This is a genomic window from Acidovorax sp. NPDC077693 (assembly GCF_044542805.1).
Lineage (GTDB): Bacteria > Pseudomonadota > Gammaproteobacteria > Burkholderiales > Burkholderiaceae_C > Acidovorax.
Genome location: NZ_JBITVD010000024.1, coordinates 40642 through 64808 on the forward strand (window position 1 = coordinate 40642; position 24167 = coordinate 64808).

Annotated in this window: 15 protein-coding genes; 11 read left to right on the forward strand and 4 right to left on the reverse strand. The window is 70.2% G+C overall.

The window, feature by feature from the left end; translation table 11 throughout:
• Nucleotides 1-139: 139 nt before the first annotated feature.
• On the forward strand, nt 140-790 hold the full coding sequence (locus ACIGHN_RS25805) for an OmpA family protein (protein ID WP_056411136.1): 651 nt from the start codon (nt 140-142) through the stop codon (nt 788-790).
• A gap of 90 nt (nt 791-880) precedes the next feature.
• On the opposite strand, the gene ACIGHN_RS25810 is transcribed toward ACIGHN_RS25805, so the two are convergent.
• Genes ACIGHN_RS25810 through ACIGHN_RS25825 form a run of 4 tightly spaced genes read right to left on the reverse strand, consistent with a single transcriptional unit; the run spans nt 881 to nt 8605 of the window.
• Nucleotides 881-1510, reverse strand: a complete 630-nt coding sequence (locus ACIGHN_RS25810; protein WP_056411138.1) for a response regulator transcription factor — start codon at nt 1508-1510, stop codon at nt 881-883.
• On the reverse strand, nt 1510-3555 hold the full coding sequence (locus ACIGHN_RS25815) for a nitrogen regulation protein NR(II) (protein ID WP_396506998.1): 2046 nt from the start codon (nt 3553-3555) through the stop codon (nt 1510-1512). The genes ACIGHN_RS25810 and ACIGHN_RS25815 overlap by 1 nt, the downstream gene beginning before the upstream one ends.
• Nucleotides 3552-4367 (reverse strand): carbon-nitrogen hydrolase family protein, encoded by an 816-nt coding sequence (locus tag ACIGHN_RS25820; RefSeq protein WP_396507065.1) that lies wholly within the window; start codon nt 4365-4367, stop codon nt 3552-3554. Before ACIGHN_RS25820 ends, ACIGHN_RS25815 begins: the two co-directional genes overlap by 4 nt.
• The gene (locus ACIGHN_RS25825) at nt 4367-8605 is read right to left on the reverse strand and encodes a YhdP family protein (protein WP_396507000.1); all 4239 of its coding nucleotides are present in this window, start codon (nt 8603-8605) and stop codon (nt 4367-4369) included. The genes ACIGHN_RS25820 and ACIGHN_RS25825 overlap by 1 nt, the downstream gene beginning before the upstream one ends.
• Before the next feature lie 98 nt (nt 8606-8703).
• On the opposite strand from ACIGHN_RS25825, the gene glnE reads away from it, so the two are divergent.
• From glnE to ACIGHN_RS25875, 10 genes are all read left to right on the forward strand, one after another.
• Complete coding sequence (gene glnE, locus ACIGHN_RS25830; protein ID WP_396507066.1) at nt 8704-11463, forward strand: bifunctional [glutamate--ammonia ligase]-adenylyl-L-tyrosine phosphorylase/[glutamate--ammonia-ligase] adenylyltransferase; 2760 nt, start codon at nt 8704-8706, stop codon at nt 11461-11463.
• Between the two features lie 131 nt (nt 11464-11594).
• Entirely contained in the window at nt 11595-12344 is a 750-nt protein-coding gene (locus ACIGHN_RS25835; RefSeq protein WP_396507002.1) for a TetR/AcrR family transcriptional regulator, read from the forward strand.
• Nucleotides 12341-13777, forward strand: a complete 1437-nt coding sequence (locus ACIGHN_RS25840; RefSeq protein ID WP_396507004.1) for an efflux transporter outer membrane subunit — start codon at nt 12341-12343, stop codon at nt 13775-13777. The genes ACIGHN_RS25835 and ACIGHN_RS25840 overlap by 4 nt, the downstream gene beginning before the upstream one ends.
• Before the next feature lie 76 nt (nt 13778-13853).
• On the forward strand, nt 13854-15089 hold the full coding sequence (locus ACIGHN_RS25845) for an efflux RND transporter periplasmic adaptor subunit (RefSeq protein WP_396507006.1): 1236 nt from the start codon (nt 13854-13856) through the stop codon (nt 15087-15089).
• Nucleotides 15090-15101: 12 nt separating this feature from the next.
• Nucleotides 15102-18212 carry an efflux RND transporter permease subunit gene (locus ACIGHN_RS25850; protein WP_396507008.1) on the forward strand — a complete coding sequence of 1037 codons (3111 nt, stop codon included), beginning with the start codon at nt 15102-15104 and terminating at the stop codon, nt 18210-18212.
• Between the two features lie 108 nt (nt 18213-18320).
• The gene (locus ACIGHN_RS25855; protein WP_056411150.1) at nt 18321-19526 is read left to right on the forward strand and encodes an HD-GYP domain-containing protein; all 1206 of its coding nucleotides are present in this window, start codon (nt 18321-18323) and stop codon (nt 19524-19526) included.
• 309 nt (nt 19527-19835) lie between these two features.
• Complete coding sequence (locus ACIGHN_RS25860) at nt 19836-20456, forward strand: glutathione peroxidase (protein WP_396507009.1); 621 nt, start codon at nt 19836-19838, stop codon at nt 20454-20456.
• A gap of 244 nt (nt 20457-20700) precedes the next feature.
• The gene (locus ACIGHN_RS25865) at nt 20701-22008 is read left to right on the forward strand and encodes an NAD(P)/FAD-dependent oxidoreductase (RefSeq protein WP_396507011.1); all 1308 of its coding nucleotides are present in this window, start codon (nt 20701-20703) and stop codon (nt 22006-22008) included.
• The gene (locus tag ACIGHN_RS25870; RefSeq protein ID WP_396507068.1) at nt 22008-22841 is read left to right on the forward strand and encodes a DUF1365 domain-containing protein; all 834 of its coding nucleotides are present in this window, start codon (nt 22008-22010) and stop codon (nt 22839-22841) included. Before ACIGHN_RS25865 ends, ACIGHN_RS25870 begins: the two co-directional genes overlap by 1 nt.
• Nucleotides 22842-22922: 81 nt before the next feature.
• On the forward strand, nt 22923-24152 hold the full coding sequence (locus ACIGHN_RS25875) for a class I SAM-dependent methyltransferase (RefSeq protein WP_396507013.1): 1230 nt from the start codon (nt 22923-22925) through the stop codon (nt 24150-24152).
• Nucleotides 24153-24167: the final 15 nt, after the last annotated feature.

The following is a 24167-nucleotide window of genomic DNA, read 5'->3' on the forward strand; positions in this document are numbered from 1 at the left end:
CGATGGCGTTGCTGGGCATGCCACACCAAGATGGCGGATCAGCTGGGCGCTACCGAGGCTGCCGCCAAAAACAGGCTGCAGCCCGCGACCGGAACTCCCGCAGCGCCCAGCTCCCGTTGATCATTCAAGGAGCACACACATGCGCAGAAACATTCTTTGGGGCGCCACCGCCGCCGTCGTCATCCTGGCCACCGGCTGCGCCAACATGGACGATACCCAGCGCCGCACCGCCACGGGCGCTGGCGTGGGGGCACTGGCCGGCGCCGTGATCGGCTCGGCCACCGGTGGCAATGCCGGTACCGGCGCCGTGGTGGGCGCGGGCGTGGGCGCCCTGGGCACCTACATCTGGTCGCAGAACATGGAGCGGCAAAAGCGCGAGATGGAGCGTGCGACCCAGGGCACCGGCATCGCCGTGACCCAGACCGCCGACAACCAGCTCATGCTCAACATCCCGAGCGACATTTCGTTCGCGGTGGGCCGCTCGGACATCCAGCCCAACTTCGCGCCGGTGCTCGACCAGTTCGCCGCCGGGCTGCGCAACAACCCCAACACGGACGTGCGCATCGTGGGCCACACGGACAACACCGGCAGCGATGCCATCAACAACCCGCTGTCGGTGGACCGCGCCGCCAGCACGCGCAGCTATCTGGCTGCGCGGGGCGTGGACGGCCGCCGCATCGCCATCGACGGCATGGGCGAGCGTTACCCCATCGCCAACAACGACTCGGCCGACGGCCGCGCCCGCAACCGGCGCGTCGAGATCTTCGTGGGCGAACGCCCCCGCGGTTGATTCTCGGGGCTGACAGCCCCAGGCGCAACGACCCAGGCTCGCCAGCCTGGGTTGCGCACGCCGCAGCGGCTCCGTGCAGAGCCGGCGGCTTCATTGACCTGCGCGCAGCAGGTTGGCCAGCTCGACCGCTGACTTCACCTGCATCTTGTCGAACACGCGCGAGCGGTGCACTTCCACCGTGCGCACGCTGATGTCGAGCTGGTCGGCGATCAGCTTGTTCGGCAGGCCCGCCACCACCAGGTCCATCACATCGCGTTCCCGCTCCGTCAGGTCGGCCAGCCGCACCTGCAGGTCGCTGCGTTCGCGCAGCTGCGCCAGGTGCGCGGCCGACTGGGCGAGCGCCTGCTCGATGCGGTCGACCAGGGCATTGTCGGAAAACGGCTTTTCGCAGAAGTCGAACGCACCGCGCTTGACCGTGTCCACCGCCGTGGGCACGTCGGCGTGGCCGGTGAGAAAGATCACCGGCATGGTGGCCAGGTCGCCCCGCACCGCCAGCAGGTCGAACAGCGCCAGCCCGCTCATGCCGGGCATGCGCACGTCCAGCAGCAGGCAGCAGGGCTGGCGCTGCGCAGGGCGGGTCTTGAGCATCGCGTCGAAGGCTTCGGCACTGTCGAACGACTCGCTGGGCAGCCTGCGCGAGCGCAGCAGCCAGGCCAGGGCCTCGCGCACGCTGGCGTCGTCGTCCACGATGTACACGGTGGCGTTGGTGATGGGTTCCATCAGGGTGGGGGCGCGGGTTGGGAGACAGGGAGCGTGAAGGTGAATACCGTACCACGCGGCTCATGGGGGGCAAAGCCGAGAAAACCACCGTGCTGCTCGATCACCGTGCGGCACAGCGACAGGCCCAGGCCCATGCCTTCGGGCCGCGTCGTGAAGAACGGCGTGAACAACCGGGCCGCGACATCGGGCGGAATGCCCGTGCCCACGTCCGTGACCGCGAATTCGACCCAGCCGCTGTGCTGGTTGGAGGCCGCGCGGCGCACGCGGATGTCCAGCACGCGGTGGCGGATCTCGGGGTCGTCCATGGCCTGCATGGCGTTGCGCGCGAGGTTGAGCAACACCTGCTCGACCATGGTGCGGTCGCACAGCACCGGCGGCAGGCCGGGCTCCACCGTGGTGTTCACCCGCACGGCCAGCTTGCGGGCCTGCAGGATGGCCAGCGGCAGGATGGCGTCGATCAGCTGCTGGGCCGACACGGCCTCGCGCGCCTGGTCGCGGCGGCGCACGAAGTCGTGCACGCTCTTGATCACCTTGCCGGCCCGCTCGGCCTGGCGGGCGATCTGCTGCATGGCCATGCGCACGTCCTGCAGGCTGTCGGGCGCAGGCATACTGCCGGCCCCGGCGGGCGCTTCCAGCAGGTTCATCGAGCCGGTCGCATAGCTCGATATGGCGGCCAGCGGCTGGTTGAGCTCGTGGCTCAGCAGCGAGGCCATCTCGCCCACGGTGGCCAGGCGGGCCGTGGCCTGCAGGCGCTCCTGCGATGCGCGCGAGAGCTCTTCCACCCGCCGCTGCTCGCTGATATCGAGGAACGCGCTCATCCAGCCGGTGTGCTGGCCCTGCGCGTTGATGAGCGGCGCCTCGATGATGAGCACCGGGAAGCGCGTACCGTCCTTGCGCATGAAGACCGACTCGAACCCCTCGCGCGGCGGTATGTGCTGGCCCGACAGGCGGATGGCCTGGCGCTGGCGGTACTCGTCCACCAGCTCGGGCGGCCAGTAGGGGGCGGACACGCTCTGGCCCAGCAGCTCCTGCGCGCTGAACCCCACCATGGCGCAGAACGCGGGGTTCACGTAGGTGATGCGGCCCTCCAGGTCGCGCGCGCGCAGGCCGGTGACGAGCGAGTCCTCCATCGCCTTGCGGAACGCCAGCGCATCGGCCAGGTCGCGCTCGGCGCGCAGCCGCCGGCGGTTGTCGCGCACCAGCACCACCATCACCGTGACCAGCGCGATGGACATGGCCGTGACCAGCGCCGTGAGCACGTTGGGGAACAGGCTGGGCGCGCTGTGCCAGGTGTCCATGCGCAGCACGAGCGTGGTGCCGGGCAAGTCGAGCAGGTGCTGCGCGGTGAACATGCGCGAGCCCCTGCGCGCCGCACCCAGCACCGCCAGGCGCGTGCCGTCGGCCTCGGTGAACGATGCCTCCTGGCTGCGCGTGAGGTTGTGCGCCACCAGGTTCACCAGCACGTCCTGCAGCGAATACGTGGCCACCAGAAAGCCGGTGTGCCTGCCCCCGCCGGTCAGCGGCAGGCACAGCTCCATCATTTCCGAACCCAGGCCGTCGCCGTGGGGCTGGAAGTAGCTGCTGGAGTACGAAGGGCTGCTCAGGCGGCGCGCGTTGGTGCAGGCGATGGCAGCGTCGGACTGGTGGCCTTCGCGGATGCGCGCATCCCAGGCCACGGGCCGGTAGGGCGACTGCGCATGGGTGCGCATCCGCAGGTTGGCGTCGCGCCATTCGATGCGCACCAGCTCGCGCCGGCTGCGCAGCAGCTCGGCCGCATCCACCTCCCAGGCCAGCTGGCCCGGTTCGCCCGCGTGCAGGGCCTGCAGGCTCTGCAGGTTGCGCGTGAGCGCCACGCGGATGTCCGACACCGCGTCGGCCGTGTCGCGCTCCAGCCGGCTCTGCACCTGGCTGGCCTCATAGCGCCCCGCCAGCCACACCATGGTGGCCAGCATGGAGATCACCAGCAGCACCAGCAGCGTCCACAGCGACCAGCGCCGCCAGGCGCCCCGCCAGCGCCGCAACAGGGTGCGTGGCCCCAGCTTCACAGGACGCGGTGCGACAGGGAGGGCAGCTGCAGCCGCACGTTGCGCAGGCGCTCAGGGTCCAGCGTGCCCTGCACCACGCCCGCGCCTTGGTCCTGTTCGGCCAGCACCACGCCCCAGGGGTCCACCAGCATGGTGTGGCCCCAGGTGTGGCGTCCGTTCTCGTGCACGCCGCCCTGCGCGGGGGCCAGCACATAAGCCAGGTTCTCCACCGCGCGGGCGCGCAGCAGCACCTCCCAGTGCGCCTGGCCCGTGGTGTGGGTGAAGGCGCTGGGCACCAGCAGCAGGTCGGCCCCGGCGCTGGCATGCGCGCGGTACAGCTCCGGAAACCGCAGGTCGTAGCACACCGACAGCCCCACGCGCCAGGTGTGGCCGCCGCGCGATGGCAGGTCGAACTGCACGGGCGTGTCGCCCGCTTCGATCACGCGGCCTTCGTGGTACTGCTCGCGTCCGTTGTCGAAATAGAAAAGGTGGATCTTGTCGTAGCGCGCCACACAGGCGCCGCTGGGGTCGAACACCAGCGTGGTGTTGCGCACGCGCTCAGGGGTGCTGGTCTGCAGGGGCAGCGTGCCGCCCACCACCCACAGCTTCAGCTCGCGCGCCGCAGTGGCCAGGAACCGCTGGATCAGGCCTTCACCGGCGGCTTCGCCCAGGGCCAGCTTGTCGGTGTCCTTGTGGCCCATCACGCAGAAGTATTCGGGCAGCACGGCCAGCTCGGCACCGCCGTGCGCCGCCTGCTCCAGCAGGGCGCGCGCGGCGGCCAGGTTGTCCTCGAGCCGGGTGCCGGACACCATCTGAATCGCTGCAACTTGCATCATGACACTTCTCCTGGTTTTGCCGGGGGGCTGCTGCGCGGCGGGGCCTCCGCACCGGGCAAGGCATCGCGCGCGCGGCGCGGCACGCGCACCACGCGCGGGTCGGACCAGGTGCCGTCGATGCGGAACTCCTGCGTGGCGGCCTCGATGAGCGGCCCGCGCAGGAACACCTGCGCGAGGAAGCTTCCGAGGCCGATCACCGGGTTGATGGCGGTGGCCACCAGCGACGCTGTCATGGCGTTGATCTCGGGCACCACCACCACGCGCAGGTCCTGCGTCTCGTGGTCGATGTTGGCGCTGCCTTCCATCAGCACGGCGGCGTTCACGCCCTTCATCTGCAGGTTGTTGGTGGTGGCCACGCCCTGCTCGATGCGCACGTCGCCGCGCACGAAGTCGAACGCGAAGCCCTCGCTGAACACATCGCGGAAGTCGAGCGTCAGGCGCCGCGGCAGCGACTGCAGGCTCAGCACGCTCAGCAGCTTGGCCAGCCCCGGGTCGGCCTTGAGGAACTGGCCGGTTTCGATATTCACGTTGATCAGGCCGGTCATGGAGCGGTAGTCGGGGCTGAAAGGCGCGCCCACCCAGGCGACCTGGCCCTCCAGCCGCCCCTTGCCGCGCCGGATCACGCCGGGCATGCTCATGCGGGTCAGCAGGTCGCCCGAGTCGCGGATGTCCAGCCGGAAGTTGAGCACCGTGCGCCGATCGGCCTCGCGCGGGCCCGAGCCCGCCGCGTTGAGCACCGCCCAGTTGCCGCTGGCGGTCAGGACGGCCTCGGGCGCGGTGATGTTGAACTTGGACAGGCGCCATTCGCGCTGCGAACCATCGCCGCCGCGGTTCTGCGCCTCGATCTCCACCCGCCCGAGCCGCTTGCCGCGCAGGTCGAAGTCGTCCACCACGATGTCGAGCGCCGGCAGGGCGCCGGGCTGCTCGTCCAGCAGCGACTCCACCTGGTTCACGTCGCTTTGCGGCATGTTCACCCGCGACAGCCGCGCGAACAGGCGGCCGTTGGGGTGGTCGGCGGAGCCGGGCTGGCGGTACTCCAGGTAGCCGTTGAGTTCGGTGGCGTCCAGGTTGGCGCGCCAGGTGGTGCCGTCGCGCAGCGCCCCGGCCACGATGTTGTGCAACGTGCGCCCTTGCAGCGTGATTTCGCGCGCGCGCAGCGCGAGCGTGGTGGGCATGTAGTCCTGCGTCAGGGTCTGCGTGCCCGGGGCCGCTGCTGCCGTGGCACCAGCGGCAGAGGCCGGTGCCCGTGCCGCGGCGCCGGTGCCGGACGTGGCCTGGCTCAGCACGTCCTCCCACGCATCCACGTCCAGCCGGCCCTGATTGATGTTGGCGGCCACGCCCTGCGCCGGCATGGGGGAGGATTCGCCGCCCGTCAGGCCGACGCCGATGGTGCCGCGCAGCACCCGCGGCTGGGGGCCGCTGATGTCGCGCACATACATGGCCGAGCCCACCGAGCCCAGGTCCACGGTGATCTGGTCGCGCAGCGGCGGGGCCTCCGCGCCGTTGCCGTTGCCATTGCCATTGCCACTACCCGCGCCGGTGCCCGTGCCGTTGGTGCCCTGGCCGTGGCTGCCGTGCGTCAGGCCCGCCAGCGACTCGCGCAGCACCTGGTTTTCAAAGCGCAGGGGCAGGCTGGTCTCGGCGGTCTTGCCCAGCGGCGGCGGCAGTGCCAGCGCCAGGCCCTGCAGGCTGGTGGTCACCTGCACCTCGGGCACGCCGCGGCGAAACGACAGCGCCATCGAGTACGGCGCGCTGCCGGTGGCGCGCCGCGCCAGCTGCGAGAGCATGCCCAGTTGCGGCGTCTGCTGCAGCCCTTCGGCGGTGGCGGTGCCCTGCGCGCGCAGTTGCACGGCGGATTCGGTGGCCGGCGCGTTGGCCGGCAACGCACGCATGCCGCCTTCCAGCTTGACGCTGCCGCCCAGCGCCGTCGCCTGCACGCCCTGCAATGCAAAGCCGGCCTCGGTGAACTGCACCACGCCGCGTGCGCGGCTCAGGGGCGGGGTGTCGGGCGTGATGCGCACATCGTTGCCCGCCAGCGTGACACTGCCCTGCACCTTGGACTTGTTGATCTCGCTGATGGGCAGCGACAGCCGCAGCTGCAGGTCCGCAGTGCCCGTGCCGCTGGCCTGGTCGAGCGCGCCGCCGGTCATGCGGCCGAGCGGCGAGGTGGCCATGAGGGCCAGCATCTCGGGCAAGGGGCCGCGCGCGTCGGCGCTGACACCGACCACGGTATGGGCCAGGTCCGGAATCCTGGCATCCACCTTCGACAGCTTCAGGCCCTGGCGCCCCGCAAACGTGCCGGTGGCGCTGCGCACCTGCATGGACGAGCGCTCGAAGATCAGCTCACCCGACAGGTCGGTCAGCGCCGGCCAGGGCAGGGTGCCGGCGGGCTGCAGGCTGGGCGGCACGTAGGCGTACGTCACGTCCTTCACCCGGGCGGCGATGCGGAACTCGCCCAGCTTGGGGTCGTTGAAGGGCAGGTGGTGCAGGTCGCCCTTCACGCGGAACTGCACGTTGCTCGCACTGCCCGCCACCACTGCATCGCGCACATAGTGGCGCGAGTCCGGGGGGATGGACAGCGGCAGGTAGCGGTGCACGCGCGTGCCGTCGGCGCGGTGCAGCGTGCCGCTCAGGTCCAGCACGCCCGGAAAGCGCGACTGGTGCGAGACCTTGGCCGCGTCGCTGGTGTGCCAGGTGGCGCGGGCCTCGCCCTGCGCGTCGGCGTTGGCGAACTGCACGTCGTTGGCCTGCACCGCAATGCGGCTGCCCTCGAGCTGCCAGCGCACGTCGGCGCTCAGGCGGTCCAGCGGCAGCACCGGGTCTTCGAACACGCCGGGCAGCAGCAGCGCGCCCGAGGCAATGGTCAGCGCCGCCTTGCCGCCGCCCTGCGTCATGTCGACATCCACCGTGGCGCCGCGCAGGCCCAGGTGGGTGGGCGCGCCGCCACCGGTGTCGCCCGCCAGGGCCAGGCCGCGGATGCGGCCGCGCACCTGGTACTGCTGCAGGCTGTCGAGCGGGCCCCGCCAGGTGGCGTTGATCTCGTCCACCAGGCCCTGCGGCGCATAGGTGCGCACAGCCTCGTGCGCGGTGTTGCCCAGGGGCAGGCGGCTGGCGATCTGCGCCAGGGCCGCCAGGTCCAGCCGGTCCGCGCGGAACTCGCCCTGGGCCGGTGCCTTGGCCGTGGCATCGGTGTAGACCAGCCGCAGGTTGCCGCCGGGCCAGGCCAGGCCGTCGTCGGTCTCAAACTGCAGGGACTGGGTGGAAAACTCGAACCCGCCGTTGAGCCGGCGCCCACCCATCCGGCCCTGGATCGAGGGCAGCACCAGCGCCTGCAACTGCGGGCCCAGCGTGGCGTTGACGTCGGCAAGGGCCAGGTCGGCCGTGCCGCCCACGATCTGCCCGCGCTGCACATCCGCCCAGGCGCGCAGCGCCCCGCGGCCCTGCGCCACCTCGATGCCCACATCGGCATAGTGGCGCAGCCGCGACGCATCGACCCGCGCAAATTGGGCATACACCTGCCCGTTCCAGTGTTTCCAGTTGCCGTCGCGGGCGCTCAGCAGCGGCGCGCGGAACAGGCCGACCACCGTGAACCGCTCGCCCCAGGCTTCGGGCGGGGTGGCATCCAGGCGCATGTGGTGGTGCCAGTTGCCATTGCGCAGCACCAGGTCCACCTTCTCCAGCGCCAGTTCGGGGGCGCCGCGCTGCTCGTCCGTCCAGCGCACCGTGCCGCCCTGGATGAACACCTCGCCCTGCGAGAAGATCCAGTCGGCCGCGGCGCTGCTGTCGCCTTGCTCCTGCGTAAAGTCCAGGCCCGCCACATGGATACGGCCCTGGGTGTCGCGCCGCACATCGAGCTCGGGTCGTTCGACATAGAGCTGCTCGAAACCGCCCTTGAGCAGCGACCGCGGCGACAGCGCCACCACCACCCGCGGCAGGCGCAGCGCGGTGCGGCCGGCGGCATCGAGCAGGGCCAGGTCCGACAGCTCGATGGACGGGATCAGCCCCTCGGTCTTGGCAGAGATCGCGCCGATCTTGACCGGAACCCCCAGAGCCCGTGCGGCATGCGCCTCCAGCTGCGGGCGGAATTCGCCGATTCGCGGCACAATCCAGCCATGAAGTGCGCCCCACGCGATGGTCACCAGCAGCCAGAAGGCCAGCAGCAAACCGAGTGACCACCGTGCGAGACCTGCCATAAATTTGAGCAGGCGTGTGGGGTGCGTGGTGGGAGCAATCATGGTCGAATTGAATGTGGCTGGAATTATGACCCGCGGCTCCGGCGCGGGTTCACTACCAACGAGTGTCCTTATGTATGTGGTCCCCGGCCATGTCTGCCATGCCATCGCCCGCCGCTGACCTGTGCTGCCTGGCCCGGCCCGAGGGGCTGCTGGCCAGCCATTCCCGCTTCTACCAGCGCCTGCACCGCCGCTACGCCGACGACCTGCCCCTGCTGCCCCCCGGCCCGCCGGTGCTGGCCACGATGGAGCAGGCCTACGAGGCCTTGCGCGCGCGCGGCGCGGACACCGGTACCGCCTTGCGCGTGGTGCGCCAACTGGTCATGGAGCGGCTGATCCAGCTCGATTGCGATGAGGAGGCCTCCCTGGCCGACGTCACCCGCGCGGTGACCGAGCTGGCCGAACTGGCGCTCGACCGCGCCTGCCACCAGGCGCGCCAGGAGCTCGACGAGCGCCACGGCGCGCCGCGCGGGCCCGAGGGCCAGCCGGTGCAGCTGTGGATCATCGGCATGGGCAAGCTGGGAGCGCGCGAGCTCAATGTGTCGAGCGACATCGACCTGATCTACGTGTACGAGCACGACGGCGACACCGCCGGCACGGCCGAGGGCCGCGGGCGCATCTCCAACCACGAATACTTCGCGCGGGCCGTCAAGTCCATCTACAGCCTGGTGGGCGACACCACCGAGCACGGCTTCGTCTTCCGCGTGGACCTGGCCCTGCGGCCCAACGGCAACTCGGGGCCGTCGGCGGTCTCGCTGCCGGCGCTGGAGGAATACCTGCAACTGCATGGCCGCGAATGGGAGCGCTTTGCCTGGCTCAAGAGCCGTGTGGTCGCGCCGCGCGACTGTATCGGGGGCTCGGAGGTGCAGGCGCTGCGCGGCGTGGTGCTGCCCTTCGTGTTCCGCCGCTACCTCGACTACAGCGTGTTCGATGCGCTGCGGTCCCTGCACCGCCAGATCCGCGACCACGCCGCCAAGCGCAGCGCCGGCCACCCCGAGCGCGCCAACGACGTCAAGCTCTCGCGCGGCGGCATCCGCGAGATCGAATTCACCGTGCAGCTGCTGCAGGTGGTGCGCGGCGGGCAGTTCCCCGAGCTGCGCCGCCGGCCCACGCTCGACGCGCTGCCGCGCATCGCGCAGGCCGGCCTCATGCCGCAGGAGACCGCCGAGGCACTCGCCCGCGCCTATGTCTTTCTGCGCCGCGTGGAGCACCGCATCCAGTACCTGGACGACCAGCAGACGCACGTGCTGCCCACGCGCGACGACGACCTGGCCTGGATCGCCTACACCATGGGCTACCCCGACTGCTGCGCCTTTCTTCACGAGCTCGACGCGCACCGCGAGCTGGTGGCCCAGGAGTTCGACACCCTGCTGGGCGGCAGTGGCAAGAAGCAATGCAGCGGTGGCGGTTGCGGCGGGCCCCGGGCGGCCGCGCCGCCCCCGCCCGAGCTGGAGAGCCTGCTCGAACAACTGCCCCCCGGCTTTCGGGAGCGCGTGGCCGAATGGCGCAACCACCCGCGGGTCGAGGGCCTGCGCGATGAAGCGCGCACGCGCCTGTTCCGCCTGGTGCAGCGCACCGCGCGCTGGCTGGCCGAAGGCAAGGTGAACGAGGACGCGGCGGTGCGCCTGGTCGGCTGGCTGGAGCCACTGCTGCGGCGCGAAAGCTACCTTGCTTTGCTGCTGGAGCGCCCGTCGGTACACGAGCACCTGCTGCACCTGCTGGGCGCCGCCAAATGGCCCGCCCGCTACATGCTGCAGCACCCCGGCGTGATCGACGAGCTGGCGGGCGATGCGCTGCTGTCCGAGCGCTTCGTGGTGGAAGACTTCGAGCGCGAGCTGGCCGTGCGCCTGGCCTCGCTGCAGTCCACCGGCGAAGACGACGACGAGACCCTGCTGAACCTGCTGCGCCGCGCCCAGCACGCCGAAACCTTCCGCACCCTGGCGCGCGACGTGGAGCGGCGCATCACCGTGGAGCAGGTGGCGGACGACCTGTCTGCGCTGGCCGACAGCGTGCTGCGCATCACCGCCGACTGGTGCTGGAGCCGGGTCAAGAACCGCCACCGCGAGAGCCCGCAGTTCGGCATCATCGGCTACGGCAAGCTGGGCGGCAAGGAACTGGGCTACGGCAGCGACCTGGACATCGTCTTCGTGTTCGATGACGACGACGATCGCGCCCCCGAGGTCTACGCCGCCTTCGTGCGCAAGCTCATCAACTGGCTCACCGTGAAGACCAGCGAAGGCGATTTGTACGAGATCGACACCGCGCTGCGCCCCAACGGCAGCTCGGGCCTGCTGGTCACGAGCTTCGAGGCCTACGCCAACTACCAGCAGCGCCGCGGCAGCAACACCGCCTGGACCTGGGAGCACCAGGCCATGACGCGCGCGCGCTTCGTGATGGGCAGCGACGCGCTGCGCGAGCGCTTCGACACGGTGCGCGAGGCCGTCATCACCTCCGAGCGCGACCCGGTGGCCCTGCGCGACGAGATCGTGCTGATGCGCGAGCGCGTGCGCTCGGCCCACCCCACGCGCGACGGCCGCTTCGACGTGAAGCACAGCCCCGGCGGCATGGTGGACGCGGAGTTCGCGGTGCAGTACCTGGTGCTGTCGCAGTCGGCTGCGCACCCCGAGCTGCGCGGCAATGTGGGCAACATCGCGCTGCTGCAGCGCGCCGAGCAGGTGGGGCTGCTGCCCCCCGGTGTGGGCACCGCCGCGGCCGACGCCTACCGCGAACTGCGCCGCGTCCAGCACGTGGCGCGCCTGGACGAGGCGCCCACGCAGGTCGCGCCGCCTGCGCTGCAGGCCGAGCGCGACGCCGTGTTCGCCCTCTGGCTCGCCGTGTTCGGCGCGGGCCTGGGGATGTAGACCGCCGACGCCGGCGTTGCCGCTGCGAGAGCAGGCGGTGACAAATGGTTGCAAGTTGCCGGGGCGCTGCCGGCCTAAAAAATTCGTTAATTCAAACAACTGTTTGAATTCTGGTGGTTTAATCCGGGGCCATGAGTTTTGGTGCCCATTTCATTCCTGCCGCCCAGCGCACCGCCCGCAGCGACGGCGAAGACACGCGTGCGCGCCTGCTGCGCGCGGCCCTGCAGCTGTTCTCCGAAAAGGGCTTTGCCCAGACCTCGGTGCGCGCCATTGCCGAGGCCGCCGGCACCAACGTCGCCGCCATCGCCTACCACTTCGGTGACAAGGCGCAGCTGTACACCGCCACCTTCTACGAACCCTTTGGCAGCGGCAGCGACCTGATCCCGGTGTTCGCCGACCCCGCGCTGGACCTGGGCGAGGCCCTGAGCCGCTACTTCGCAGGGTTTCTGGAGCCGCTCAAGCACGACGATCTGGTCACCCAGTCGGTGCGCCTGCACATCCGCGAGCTGCTGGACCCGACCCACGTCTGGCCCGAGCTGTTCGAGCGCGAGTGCCGCGCGCCCCACCTGGCCCTGGTGCAGGTGCTGCGCCGCCACATGGGCGTGACCGAGGTGGACGACGACATCCACCGGCTCGCTTTTTCGCTGGCCGGCCTGGTGATGCAGATGTGGACGCAGCGCGACGCCTTGCAGGGCATCACGCCGCAGCTGGCCACGGAGGCGGCCGTCGAGCAGTGGGTGGAGCGGCTGACCGGCTACGCCCTGGACATGGTGCGCGGCGACATCGCACGGCGACAGGCCGAGGCACCCCCGGTGCGCCCTGCACGCCGCGGTGCTTCACAGACTCCGAAGACTTCGCACAAGAAGGCATCCAACACATGACCACCAGCAAGACCCGACTTTTATGGGCCGCCTGCCTGCCCCTGGCCCTGGGCGCCTGTGCCATCTCGCCACCGCCGGCGCAAGTGCCCGCACCGCCCCCTGTGGCGTGGCAGGCCCCGTTGCCGCACCAGGGCTCGCTTGGGGACCTGGCGCAGTGGTGGACGCAGCTGGGCGACCCGCTGCTGGTCGAGCTGATCGACGCGGCACAGGCCATCAGCCCGGGCGTCGCGCAGGCCCAGTCGCGCATCGCGCAGGCCCGTGCCACGCAGGTCAGCAGCCGCGCTGCGCTGCTGCCGTCGCTCGACGGCCAGGGCAATGCCAGCCGGGGCTTCAATGAACAGCTCGCGGGCATTGCCACCACGGCGCAGGCCGGGCTGCAGGCGAGCTGGGAGATCGACGTGTTTGGCGCCAACCGCGCCACCAAGGCTGCGGCCGACCAGCGGCTGGCGGGTGCCCAGGCGCTGTGGCACGAGGCCCGCGTGAGCGTGGCCGCCGAGGTCGCGCTGCAGGCGAGCAGCCTGCGCACCTGCCTGGAGCAGTTGCGCGTGGCCGAGCGCGACGCGCAGTCGCGCGGCGAGACCTCGCGCCTGTCCGACCTGAGCGAGCGCGCGGGCTTCACCGCCCCCGCCACCGCAGCGCTGGCCCGCGCCAGCGCCGCCGAAGCCCAGGCCCGCGCATCGCAGCAGCGCATGCTGTGCGATGTGGACGTGAAGACCCTGGTGGCCCTGACCGGCTGGGAAGAGCCCGCGCTGCGCGCACGCCTGTCCACCGCCGCGCCTGCGGCGCCCGACACGTTGTTCAGCATCGCGGCCCTGCCCGCGCAGGTGCTGGCCCAGCGGCCCGACGTGTACAACGCCGAGCGCGAAGTGGCGGCCGCCAGCGCCGAGGTGGGCAGCGCGCAGGCGCAGCGTTACCCGCGTTTGTCGCTCAGCGGCTCCGTGGGCACGGCCTGGGTGCGCACCGGCGGCGTGACCACCGACCTGAACACCTGGACCATCGGCCCGCTGGCGCTGAGCGTGCCGCTGTTCGACGGCGGCCGGCGTGGCGCGCAGGTCGATGCGGCGCAAGCCCGCTACGACGAAGCCGCAGCGCTGTACCGCGCCAAGGTGCGCCAGGCCGTGAGCGAGGTGGAGCAGGCGCTGGTGCGGCTGCAGAGCACGGCCGAGCGCAACACCAGCGCACGCACGGCGGCGGCGGGCTACCGCACCTCGTTCGATGCGACCGAGGCGCGCTGGCGCGGCGGGCTGGCCAGCCTGGTGGAGCTGGAGGATGCGCGGCGCACGTCGCTCGCGGCCGAGAACGCGCTGGTCGCGCTGCAGCACGAACGCCAGGCGGCCTGGATAGCGCTGTACCGCGCCGCAGGCGGCGGCTGGAACGGGCAGACCGCCCTCGCCGTAGCCCCACCAGTCGCTGCGGCCACCGCCGCGCGCTGAGTGATTGAAACCGTGGGAGCCGGCCGATCGCCAGCCTCCTTTTCCTGACACCGACTGGATGAACGGACAGACAAAAATGACAACTCCAACGCAACGTTTCAAGTTCTCTCCCACTGCCTTCGCCGTGATCGCCGCCTGCGTGCTGGCCACGGGCGCCGCCCTGGTTTTCTCGGGCGCGTCGCGCGCGGCCGATGAGCCCAAGGCCAACCAGCCCCGCCCCGCGCTCACCGTGAGCACGGCCCAGCCGCAGCGCACCTCCGTGCCGGTGCGCCTGTCGGCCAACGGCAATGTGGCCGCGTGGCAGGAGGCCAGCATCGGCGCCGAAAGCAACGGCCTGCGCCTGACCGATGTGCGCGTGAACGTGGGCGACGTGGTCAAGGCCGGCCAGGTGCTGGCCACCTTCTCGGCCGAGACGGTGCAGGCCGACGTGGCCCAGATGCGCGCAAGCCTGCTCGAAGCCCAGGCCAATGCGGCCGAGGCGGCGGCCAATGCCGACCGCGCCCGCTCGCTGCAGGCCACGGGCGCGTTGAGCCAGCAGCAGATCCAGCAATACACGACGGCCGAGAAGACCGCGCAGGCCCGGGTGGAGGCCGCCAAGGCCACGCTGAACGCGCAGCAGCTGCGCCTGAAGTACACGCAGGTGGTGGCGCCCGACAGCGGCGTGATCTCGGCCCGCACGGCCACGGTGGGTGCGGTGGTGGGTGCGGGCACCGAGCTGTTCCGCATGGTGCGCAAGGGCCGCCTGGAGTGGCGGGCCGAGGTCACCTCGACCGAGCTGCGCCGCATCGCGCCGGGCGCCAAGGTCAGCGTGACCGCGGCCAGCGGCGCCACGGCCGAAGGCACGGTGCGCATGGTCGCACCCACCGTGGACCCGCAGACGCGCAATGCGCTGGTGTACGTCGATTTGCCGGCGAACAGCGATTTCCGCGCAGGCATGTTCGCGCGCGGCGAGTTCGCGCTGGGCCAGAGCGATGCGCTCACCGTGCCGCAGGAGGCCCTGGTCGTGCGCGACGGGTTCTCCTACGTGTTCGTGGTGGGGGCCGAGCAGCGCGTGCAGATGCGCAAGGTACAGACCGGCCGCCGCGTGGCGGACCGGGTCGAGGTGGTGTCGGGCCTGGAGGCCAATGCGTCGGTGGCCGTGCGCGGGGCGGGTTTCCTGAACGACGGCGACCTGGTGCGCGTGGCGGCCCCGGCGGCTGCGCCGTCTTCGCCCGCGGCACCTGCACAGCCCGCGCGCACCTCCTCGGCGCGGGAATTCAAGCCAAAAATGCACCTGGCGCTTGCCGATCAAGCGCCAGCAGCTATCAATTAAGGAGCGTTCTTCATGAATGTATCCACTTGGTCGATCAAGAACCCGATACCGGCGCTGATGCTGTTCGTGCTGCTGACGTTCGGCGGCCTGCTGTCGTTCAACGCCATGAAGGTGCAGAACTTTCCGGACATCGACCTGCCCACGATCTCCGTGACCGTGGCGCTGCCGGGCGCCTCGCCCGCGCAGCTCGAAAACGACGTGGCGCGCAAGATCGAGAACAGCATCGCCACGCTGCAGGACTTGAAGCACATCTACACCAAGGTGCAGGACGGCGGCGCCACCATCACGGCCGAGTTCCGCCTGGAAAAGCCCACGCAGGAGGCGCTCGACGACGTGCGCTCCGCCGTGGCCCGCGTGCGCGGCGACCTGCCCGGCGACGTGCGCGACCCCATCGTGACCAAGATGGACCTGGCCGCGCAGCCGGTGCTGGCGTTCACCATCGCCTCCAACCGCATGGACGACGAGGCGCTGTCGTGGTTCGTGGACGATGCCGTCGCCAAGAAGCTCCTGGCCGTGCGCGGGGTGGGCGCGGTCAACCGCGTGGGCGGCGTGCAGCGCCAGGTCCATGTGGAACTGGACCCGGTGAAGCTGCAGGCGCTCAACGCGTCGGCCGCCGACATATCGCGCCAGCTGCGGCTGGTGCAGACCGAAAGCGCCGGCGGCCGCACCGACCTGGGCGGCAGCGAGCAGCCCGTGCGCACGCTGGCCACCGTGCAGTCGGCGCAGGAACTCGCGGGCCTCACGCTCGCGCTGTCCGATGGCCGCCATGTGCGGCTCGACCAGGTGGCCACGGTCTCCGACACCATCGCCGAGCCGCGCGCGCTGGCCATGCTCAACGGCAAGCCCGTGGTGGGCTTCGAGGTGGCGCGCAGCAAGGGCGCGAGCGAGGTGGAAGTGGGCGGCGCGGTGCAGGCTGCGCTCAAGGAGCTGCGTGAGCAGCACCCCGACCTCGAGATCACCGAGGCCTTCAACTTCGTGCAGCCGGTGCAGGAGGAATACGACGGCTCCATGCACCTGCTGTACGAAGGCGCCCTGTTGGCCGTGCTGGTGGTGTGGCTGTTCCTGCGCGACTGGCGCGCCACGTTCGTGTCGGCCGTGGCGCTGCCGCTGTCGGTGATCCCGGCGTTCATCGGCATGCACCTGCTGGGCTTTTCGATCAACGTGATCACGCTGCTGGCGATGTCGCTGGTGGTGGGCATTCTGGTGGACGATGCCATCGTGGAGGTGGAGAACATCGTGCGCCACCTGCGCATGGGCAAGACGCCTTACCAGGCGGCCATGGAGGCGGCCGACGAGATCGGCCTGGCGGTGGTGGCCACCACCTTCACGCTGATCGCGGTGTTTTTGCCCACGGCCTTCATGAGCGGCATCGCGGGCAAGTTCTTCAAGCAGTTCGGCTGGACGGCGTCGCTCGCGGTGTTCGCCAGCCTGGTGGTGGCCCGGGTGCTCACGCCCATGATGGCGGCGTACATCCTCAAACCCATCGTGGACGAGCACAAGGACCCGCGCTGGATGACGGTGTACCTGCGCTGGGCGTCCTGGTGCGTCAAGCACCGCTGGATCACCTTCCTGGCCACCGGCGCGTTCTTCATCGGCTCGCTCGCGCTGATCCCGCTGCTGCCCACGGGCTTCATCCCGCCGGACGACAACTCGCAGACCCAGGTGTACCTGGAGCTGCCGCCCGGCGCCACGCTGGCGCAGACCCGCGCCGTGTCCGAAGACGCGCGCGCGCGCATCGCCAAGGTCGAGCATGTCAAAAGCGTCTACACCACCATCGGCGGCGGCTCGGCGGGTGCCGACCCCTTCATGGGCGGCGCTGGTGCCGAGACGCGCAAGGCCACGCTCACCATCTTGCTGGCCGAGCGCGGCGACCGGCCGCGCAAGCAGGGCATCGAGAACCACATCCGCGCTGCGCTGGAGACGCTGCCCGGCGTTCGCAGCAAGGTGGGCCTCGGTGGCTCGGGCGAGAAGTACGTGCTGGTGCTCTCGGGCGACGACCCGCAGGCGCTGACCACGGCGGCCCTCGCGGTCGAGAAGGACCTGCGCACCATCCCGGGCCTGGGCAGCATCTCGTCCACCGCCAGCCTGGTGCGCTCCGAGATCGCGGTGCGCCCGGACTTCGCGCGCGCCGCCGACCTGGGCGTGACCAGCAGCGCCATCGCCGAGACCCTGCGCATCGCCACCGTGGGCGACTACGACGTATCGCTGCCCAAGCTCAACCTGGCCTCGCGCCAGGTCCCCATCGTTGTCAAGCTGCAGGACGACGCGCGCCAGGACCTGTCGCTGCTCGAGCGTCTGGCCGTGCCCGGCAGCAAGGGCCCGGTGATGCTCGGCCAGGTGGCCACGCTGGAGTTCAGCGGCGGCCCGGCCGTGGTGGACCGCTACGACCGCGCGCGCAACGTGAACTTCGAGATCGAGCTGTCGGGCCAGCCGCTGGGCGACGTGACCAAGGCGGTGGAGGCGCTGCCCTCCATCAAGAACCTGCCGGCCGGCGTGCGCCAGATCACCATCGGCGATGCCGAGATGATGGGCGAGCTGTTCGCCAGCTTCGGCCTGGCCATGCTCACCGGCGTGCTGTGCATCTACATCGTGCTGGTGCTGCTGTTCAAGGACTTCCTGCACCCGGTGACCATTCTGGCGGCGCTGCCGCTGTCGCTGGGCGGTGCGTTCGTGGGCCTGCTGATCGCGCAAAAGAGCTTCTCCATGCCCTCGCTCATCGGGCTGATCATGCTCATGGGCATCGCCACCAAGAACTCCATCCTGCTGGTGGAGTACGCCATCCTGGCGCGGCGCGAGCACGGCATGACGCGCTTCGAGGCGCTGATCGACGCGTGCCACAAGCGCGCGCGGCCCATCATCATGACCACGCTGGCCATGGGCGCGGGCATGATGCCCATCGCCCTCGGTATCGGCGCTGCGGACGCGAGCTTCCGCTCGCCGATGGCGGTGGCCGTGATCGGCGGCCTGATCACCTCGACGCTGCTGAGCCTGCTGGTCATCCCGGCGGTGTTCACCGGCGTGGATGACGTGGGCCAGTGGTTCGGGCGCACGATGCGCCGGCTGCGGGGCGGGCACCATGAGCACCCGCCTGCGGCACCGCAAACTCCGCCAGCCACGCATTGATAGCACGCACTTACATTTCGGGGGGCTCTTTCGGCAGAAAAGCCGGGAAATCACCCGGCAGCCGATGGGTTTGGTGGGGGGCGGGCGTTAGATAATGTAACGAGCACCATGAACCTCGTCAGCCTCAACATCGAATCGATCCAGCTCGGCCAGCCGCTGCCTTTTGTGCTGCGCGGCGCCGACGGCACCCTGCTGGCGCAAAAGGGGTACATCATCCGCACCCGCGAAGAGCTGGCCAAGATGGTGTCCCGGGGCCGCCAGCTGTGCGTGGACACCGACGAGTCCGGCGGCAGCCACCGCGCCTACCTGGCGCAGCTGCAGCGCATGCTGAACGCCGACACCAACCTGGGCGAGATCGCGGCGATGAAGATGACGGCGGCCGAGGACTCGGCCGCGCGCGCCCGCGGCGGCCGGCTACTGCCCGACTGGCCCGAGCTGCAGTTGCGGGCCACGCAGCTGCTGCGGTCGCCGTCGGCCACCGACTTCGGCGGCCGGTTCCAGGCCCTGCACGACGAGCTATCGCGCCACTGCGAACAGACGCCGGACGCGACGCTGCTGGCCATGATCTACCTGTCGGCGCAGGAAACCCACATGTACAGCGGCACCCATTCGATGCTGGTGAGCTGCGTGTGCATGGTGGTCGCGCGCGAGATGCTGCGCTGGCCCGAAGTGCGCGTGCAGCAGCTAGGCCAGGCGGCGCTGAGCATGAACATCGCGATGACCGAGCTGCAGGACCAGCTCGCCCAGCAGACCCACCCGCTCACCGCCGAACAGATCTCTGCGGTGGAGGACCACGCGGCGCGTTCCGAGGCCCTGCTGCGCAGCCTGGGCGTGTCCGACCCGCTGTGGCTGGAAGCGGTGCGCTGCCACCACCACCGCACCCCCGGCCCCCTGGCCAAGAAGACCGAAGCCCAGCAGATGGCGCGCCTGCTGCAGCGCGCCGACATCTTCGGCGCGCGCATGGCGCCGCGTGCGGCCCGCCCGCCCATGCCGGCCACCGCCGCCATGCAGGCGAGCTACTACGACGAGGAGCACCAGGTCGACGAAGCCGGCGCGGCCCTCGTCAAGACCCTGGGCGTGTACCCCCCCGGTGCCTTCGTGCGCCTGGCCAGCCAGGAGGTGGGCGTCGTCATCCGCCGCGGCGCCACGGCCACCACGCCCAAGGTGGCCGTGGTGACCAACCGCGAAGGCATGCCCACGGGCGAGCCCATCCCCCGCGACACCGGCATGCCACCCTGGAAGGTCACGGGCGTGGTGGCCTTCAAGGATGTGCGGGTCAAGCTCTCGCTCGACCGGCTGCTGAGCCTGGGCTGACCCGCCGGCGCCGACGGACGGACAGATACACCTGCGGCCTGCGCCATCGGCCAGCATCCCTCGTGCTCATGCGGTGCGGCGCCGGTACGCCGCGGTGCGCGGCGCCCTCTCCACAGACTTTGATCCCCTTGCGGCATGGTGGCCGCATCCATGGGGTCGGCTGCTGCGTACATGATGCAGGTGCCGCGTGATCCACACCGATTCCGGGATCCGCACCCAGACGTAACCAATCGGTATAAATAAAAACTCATGTGGACAAAAAATAATGGAGCGGTTAAATTGGCCACACCGACCTGTGCTGGAAGTCCTATGACCACCTTTTTGCTACGACCCGTCCCTGCCGCCGCCCTGGTGCTGGCCGCTGCCTTCGGGCCCGGGGCCTGGGCCCAGCCAGCGGCGCAGCCGGTGCCCGGTGCGGCTGCAGCGGCGGCGCCGGCCGCCTGTCCCGCCACGCTGCAGCACACCTTCCTGCGCCTGCAGGACGAAAAGCCGCAATCCCTGTGCCAGTACAGCGGCAAGGTCGTGCTCGTGGTCAACACCGCCAGCTTCTGCGGATTCACCGGCCAGTACAAGGGGCTTGAAGAGCTGTATGCGCGCTACAAGGACAAGGGCCTCGTCGTGCTGGGCTTTCCGTCCAACGACTTCTCGCAGGAGTCCGGCAGCAACCAGCAGATCGCGGACTTCTGCGAAAGCACCTTCGGCGTGAAATTCCCCATGTTCGCCAAGAGCAGCGTGAAGGGCGCCGACGCCTCGCCGCTGTTTCGCCAACTGGCCCAGCTCTCGGGCACCGCCCCGCGCTGGAACTTCCACAAATACCTGCTGGGCCGCGACGGCAAGCTGGTCGACCAGTACTCCAGCCTGACCGCGCCCGACAACCAGGGCCTGGTGCGCGCCATCGAGCAGCAACTGGCGGTTGCCCCCGCACGGTGATTGACATGCTTTCTTTACGTTTCTTTAAAAAAAACCTGTCCGAAGGCTGGAACTTCGGCGGGACAGCCCCACTCTATTTCTTGCGCAACACGATTGCGCGACGTACAGTTTTAGTGTTGCGAAGCCTTTCGGGCCCCCGGGTTCCGACTGACCTCCTGGAGCGCTTCTCCTCCCTCCCTCTCTTATTCGTTTCGGGACGCTTCGCAACCTTTTTATTCCGTGACCCGGCCAGAGGGAGCCGGCCATGAATATCGCCATCATCGGCTCCGGCATCTCCGGGCTGGCTGTCGCGCACCAGCTGCGAGGGCATGCGGACATCACCCTTTTTGAGGCCGGCGACTACTTCGGCGGCCACACCCACACGGTGGACGTGACGCTGCCCGATGCCTGGGGCAACCCGGTCACGCACGGCGTGGACACGGGCTTTCTGGTCTTCAACGAGCGCACCTACCCGGGCTTGATCCGCCTGCTGGCCGAGCTGGGGGTCGAGACCTCCAAGTCCGACATGTCGTTCTCGGTGCAGGTGCCCGGCGCGCTGCGCGGGCGCACGCTCGAGTGGAGCGGCACCGACCTGTCCACCGTGTTCGCGCAGCGGTCCAACCTGCTGAACCCGCGCTTTTGGGGCATGCTGCGCGACCTGCTGCGCTTCAACCAGCTGTGCACCGGCATCGCACAGGCCAATGCCGAGGCCGCGATGACGCAGCCGCTGGGCGACTTCCTGAAGGAGCACCGCTTTGGCGACGCGTTCCGCGACTGGTACTTCCTGCCGATGCTCGGCTGCATCTGGAGCTGCCCGACCGACCAGATGCTGAAGTTTCCCGTGGCTACCATGATCCGGTTCTGCCACAACCACGGCCTGATCCAGGTGAGCCAGCGGCCGCAGTGGTGGACGGTGTCGGGCGGTGCCTGGCACTACGTCGAGAAAATCGTGGCGGGCATTGCCGACAAGCGCCTGTCCACCCCCGTGCGCCGTGTGGAGCGCGACGCGGCCGGCGTGCGCGTGGTCACCGACCGGCACACCGAGCACTTCGACAAGGTCGTGCTGGCCACGCATTCGGACCAGTCGCTTGCGCTGCTGGCCGAGCCCAGCGCGCAGGAGCGTGCAGTGCTGGGCGCCATCCGCTACCAGGCCAACCGCGCCGTGCTGCACACCGACACGGCCGTGCTGCCACGCCTGCGCAGCGCCTGGGCCGCCTGGAACTACGAGCGCGCCGCCGAGGGCCACCGCGAGTCGGCCCGCGTGTGCCTGCACTACCTCATCAACCAGCTGCAGCCCGTGCCGTTCGCGCAGCCCGTGGTCGTGTCGCTCAACCCGCTGCGCGAGATCGCGCCGGAGCATGTGATCGGCAGCTACGACTACGCCCACCCGGTGTTCGACCTCGCGGCCATCCAGGCCCAGCGCGGCGTGGCCCAGCTGCAGGGCCAGGCCCACACCTGGTTCTGCGGCGCCTGGACGGGCTACGGCTTCCACGAAGACGGCCTGCAGTCGGGCCTGGCGGTGGCCGAGCAGCTGCGCGCCACCCTGCCCACCGCGTGGGCGAAGGCCGCCTGATGACCACGCCGGGCGCTGCCGCACCCCTGATCGGCTTCGGCCAGGTGCGCCACACCCGGCTGCGCCCACAGCGGCACGCGTTCGCCTACCCCACGTTCTTCCTGATGCTGCCGCTGCGCAGCCTGGCGGGCGGGGCCGGCGCGGCTGCGGGCGCACCCGGCCCGCTCGCGGTCAACCGCCGGGGCCTCATCAGCTTTCACGATGCCGACCACGGCGACGGCCGCAGTGCCGCGCAGGGCGGTGCGCTCGCCTGGGTGCAGGAGTTGCTGCGCGCCGAGGGCATCGCAGACGCGGACGGCGAGGTCTGGCTGCACTGCTACCCGCGCGTGCTGGGCTACACCTTCAAGCCCGTGAGCTTCTGGTACTGCCACCGCGCCGACGGCAGCCTGCGCGCCATCGTGGTCGAGGTCAACAACACCTTCGGCGAGCGCCACTGCTACCTGCTCGATGCGCCGCGCTACGGCGTGGAGCTTGCAGCGCGCAAGGTGTTCCACGTGTCGCCGTTCTGCGAGGTGAGCGGCGGCTACCGGTTCCGCTTCATGCGCACCCTGGCCGCGGGGGCCGGAGCGCCCGCCGACACCGATTCCGTTGCCGCGGGCCGCACCGTGGTGCGCATCGACTACGACGACGCGGCCGGCCCGCTGCTGCAGACCAGCGTGAGCGGCACCCTGCACCCCATCACCGACAAGACGCTGCGCCGGGCCCTGTGGGGCTACCCGGCCATGACGCTGGCCGTGATCGCCCGCATCCACTGGCAGGCGCTGCAGCTGTGGCTCAAGCGCGTGCGCTTTCACAGCAAGCCCGCAGCGCCGGCCTCCACCGTGACCCGCTGAACTGCTGAAACGTTGACCACCGAACCATCGAATCGCCGGCCCTTGGAACGCACCCACCGCAAACCGCACGAGATGACCGCCATGAACACCTCCAGCACCACCGCCCGCCGCCCGGCCATCGACCTGCCCCAGGGCACGCCCGCCGCCGCCCGCACGGCCCTGAAGCTCTTGCAGCGGCTGCAGCACGGCAGCCTGACGGTGCAGCTGCCCGACGGCACGCTGCAGCACTTCGGCCACGGGGGCGGGCCCACCGCCGCCATCACGCTCAAGAACTGGAACGTGTGCAGCGCCGCGCTCAAGTCCGGCGACATCGGCTTTGCCGAGAGCTACATCGCCGGCGACTGGACCACGCCGCACCTCACCGACCTGCTCAAGGTCTTCATCGCCAACCGCCAGCAGGTCGAAGGCGTGATCTACGGCACCTGGGCCGGGCGGCTGCTGTACCGCATCAAGCACCTGCTCAACCGCAACACCCGCGCCAACAGCCAGAAGAACATCCACGCCCACTACGACCTGGGCAACGCGTTCTACCAGCTGTGGCTGGACGACACCATGAACTACTCGTCCGCCTGGTTCGAAGGGCAGGCCGGCGGCGACATGCGTGCCGCCCAGCACGCCAAGGTGCGCCGCGCGCTGCGCATGGCCGGCGTGCAGCCCGGCGACCGCGTGCTGGAGATCGGCTGCGGCTGGGGGGCGCTGGCCGAGATGGCGGTGACCGAGTTCGACGCGTCGGTCACCGGGGTCACGCTGTCCACGGAGCAACTGGCCTTCGCCCAGGACCGCATGGCGCAATGCGACCGCGCGCAGCGGGCGGACCTGCGCCTGCAGGATTACCGCGACATCACCGACGGCCCCTACGACGCGGTGTGCTCCATCGAGATGATCGAGGCCGTGGGCCGCGAGTACTGGCCCACGTACTTCCAGGCCGTGCAGCGCCTGCTCAAGCCCGGCGGACGGGCCTGCGTGCAGAGCATCGTCATCGACGACAGCCTGTTTGCGCGCTACATCAGCTCCACCGACTTCATCCAGCAGTACATCTTCCCGGGCGGCTGCCTGCCCTGCCCGCGCGAGTTCCGCCGCGAGGCGGAGGCCGCCGGCCTGCGCGTGGTGGACGAATTCGCGTTCGGGCAGGACTACGCCGAGACGCTCAAGCGCTGGCGCGAACGCTTCCTGGCCCAGCGCACGCAGATCCTGCAGCTCGGGTTCGACCAGCGCTTCATGCACATCTGGGAGTTCTACCTGGCCTACTGCGAAGCCGCCTTTGCGATGGGCAACATCGACCTGGTGCAGTACACGCTGGTCAAGGACTGACCGGCCAGCCCCGGA

What these genes read in the sequence shown, in the direction of transcription:
- ACIGHN_RS25805 (WP_056411136.1), top strand. Translation starts at nt 140, where the DNA reads ATGCGCAGAAACATTCTTTGGGGCGCCACCGCCGCCGTCGTCATCCTG.
- ACIGHN_RS25810 (WP_056411138.1), bottom strand. Translation starts at nt 1,510, where the DNA reads ATGGAACCCATCACCAACGCCACCGTGTACATCGTGGACGACGACGCC.
- ACIGHN_RS25820 (WP_396507065.1), bottom strand. Translation starts at nt 4,367, where the DNA reads ATGCAAGTTGCAGCGATTCAGATGGTGTCCGGCACCCGGCTCGAGGAC.
- ACIGHN_RS25825 (WP_396507000.1), bottom strand. Translation starts at nt 8,605, where the DNA reads ATGATTGCTCCCACCACGCACCCCACACGCCTGCTCAAATTTATGGCA.
- glnE (WP_396507066.1), top strand. Translation starts at nt 8,704, where the DNA reads ATGCCATCGCCCGCCGCTGACCTGTGCTGCCTGGCCCGGCCCGAGGGG.
- ACIGHN_RS25835 (WP_396507002.1), top strand. Translation starts at nt 11,595, where the DNA reads ATGAGTTTTGGTGCCCATTTCATTCCTGCCGCCCAGCGCACCGCCCGC.
- ACIGHN_RS25840 (WP_396507004.1), top strand. Translation starts at nt 12,341, where the DNA reads ATGACCACCAGCAAGACCCGACTTTTATGGGCCGCCTGCCTGCCCCTG.
- ACIGHN_RS25845 (WP_396507006.1), top strand. Translation starts at nt 13,854, where the DNA reads ATGACAACTCCAACGCAACGTTTCAAGTTCTCTCCCACTGCCTTCGCC.
- ACIGHN_RS25850 (WP_396507008.1), top strand. Translation starts at nt 15,102, where the DNA reads ATGAATGTATCCACTTGGTCGATCAAGAACCCGATACCGGCGCTGATG.
- ACIGHN_RS25855 (WP_056411150.1), top strand. Translation starts at nt 18,321, where the DNA reads ATGAACCTCGTCAGCCTCAACATCGAATCGATCCAGCTCGGCCAGCCG.
- ACIGHN_RS25860 (WP_396507009.1), top strand. Translation starts at nt 19,836, where the DNA reads ATGACCACCTTTTTGCTACGACCCGTCCCTGCCGCCGCCCTGGTGCTG.
- ACIGHN_RS25865 (WP_396507011.1), top strand. Translation starts at nt 20,701, where the DNA reads ATGAATATCGCCATCATCGGCTCCGGCATCTCCGGGCTGGCTGTCGCG.
- ACIGHN_RS25870 (WP_396507068.1), top strand. Translation starts at nt 22,008, where the DNA reads ATGACCACGCCGGGCGCTGCCGCACCCCTGATCGGCTTCGGCCAGGTG.
- ACIGHN_RS25875 (WP_396507013.1), top strand. Translation starts at nt 22,923, where the DNA reads ATGAACACCTCCAGCACCACCGCCCGCCGCCCGGCCATCGACCTGCCC.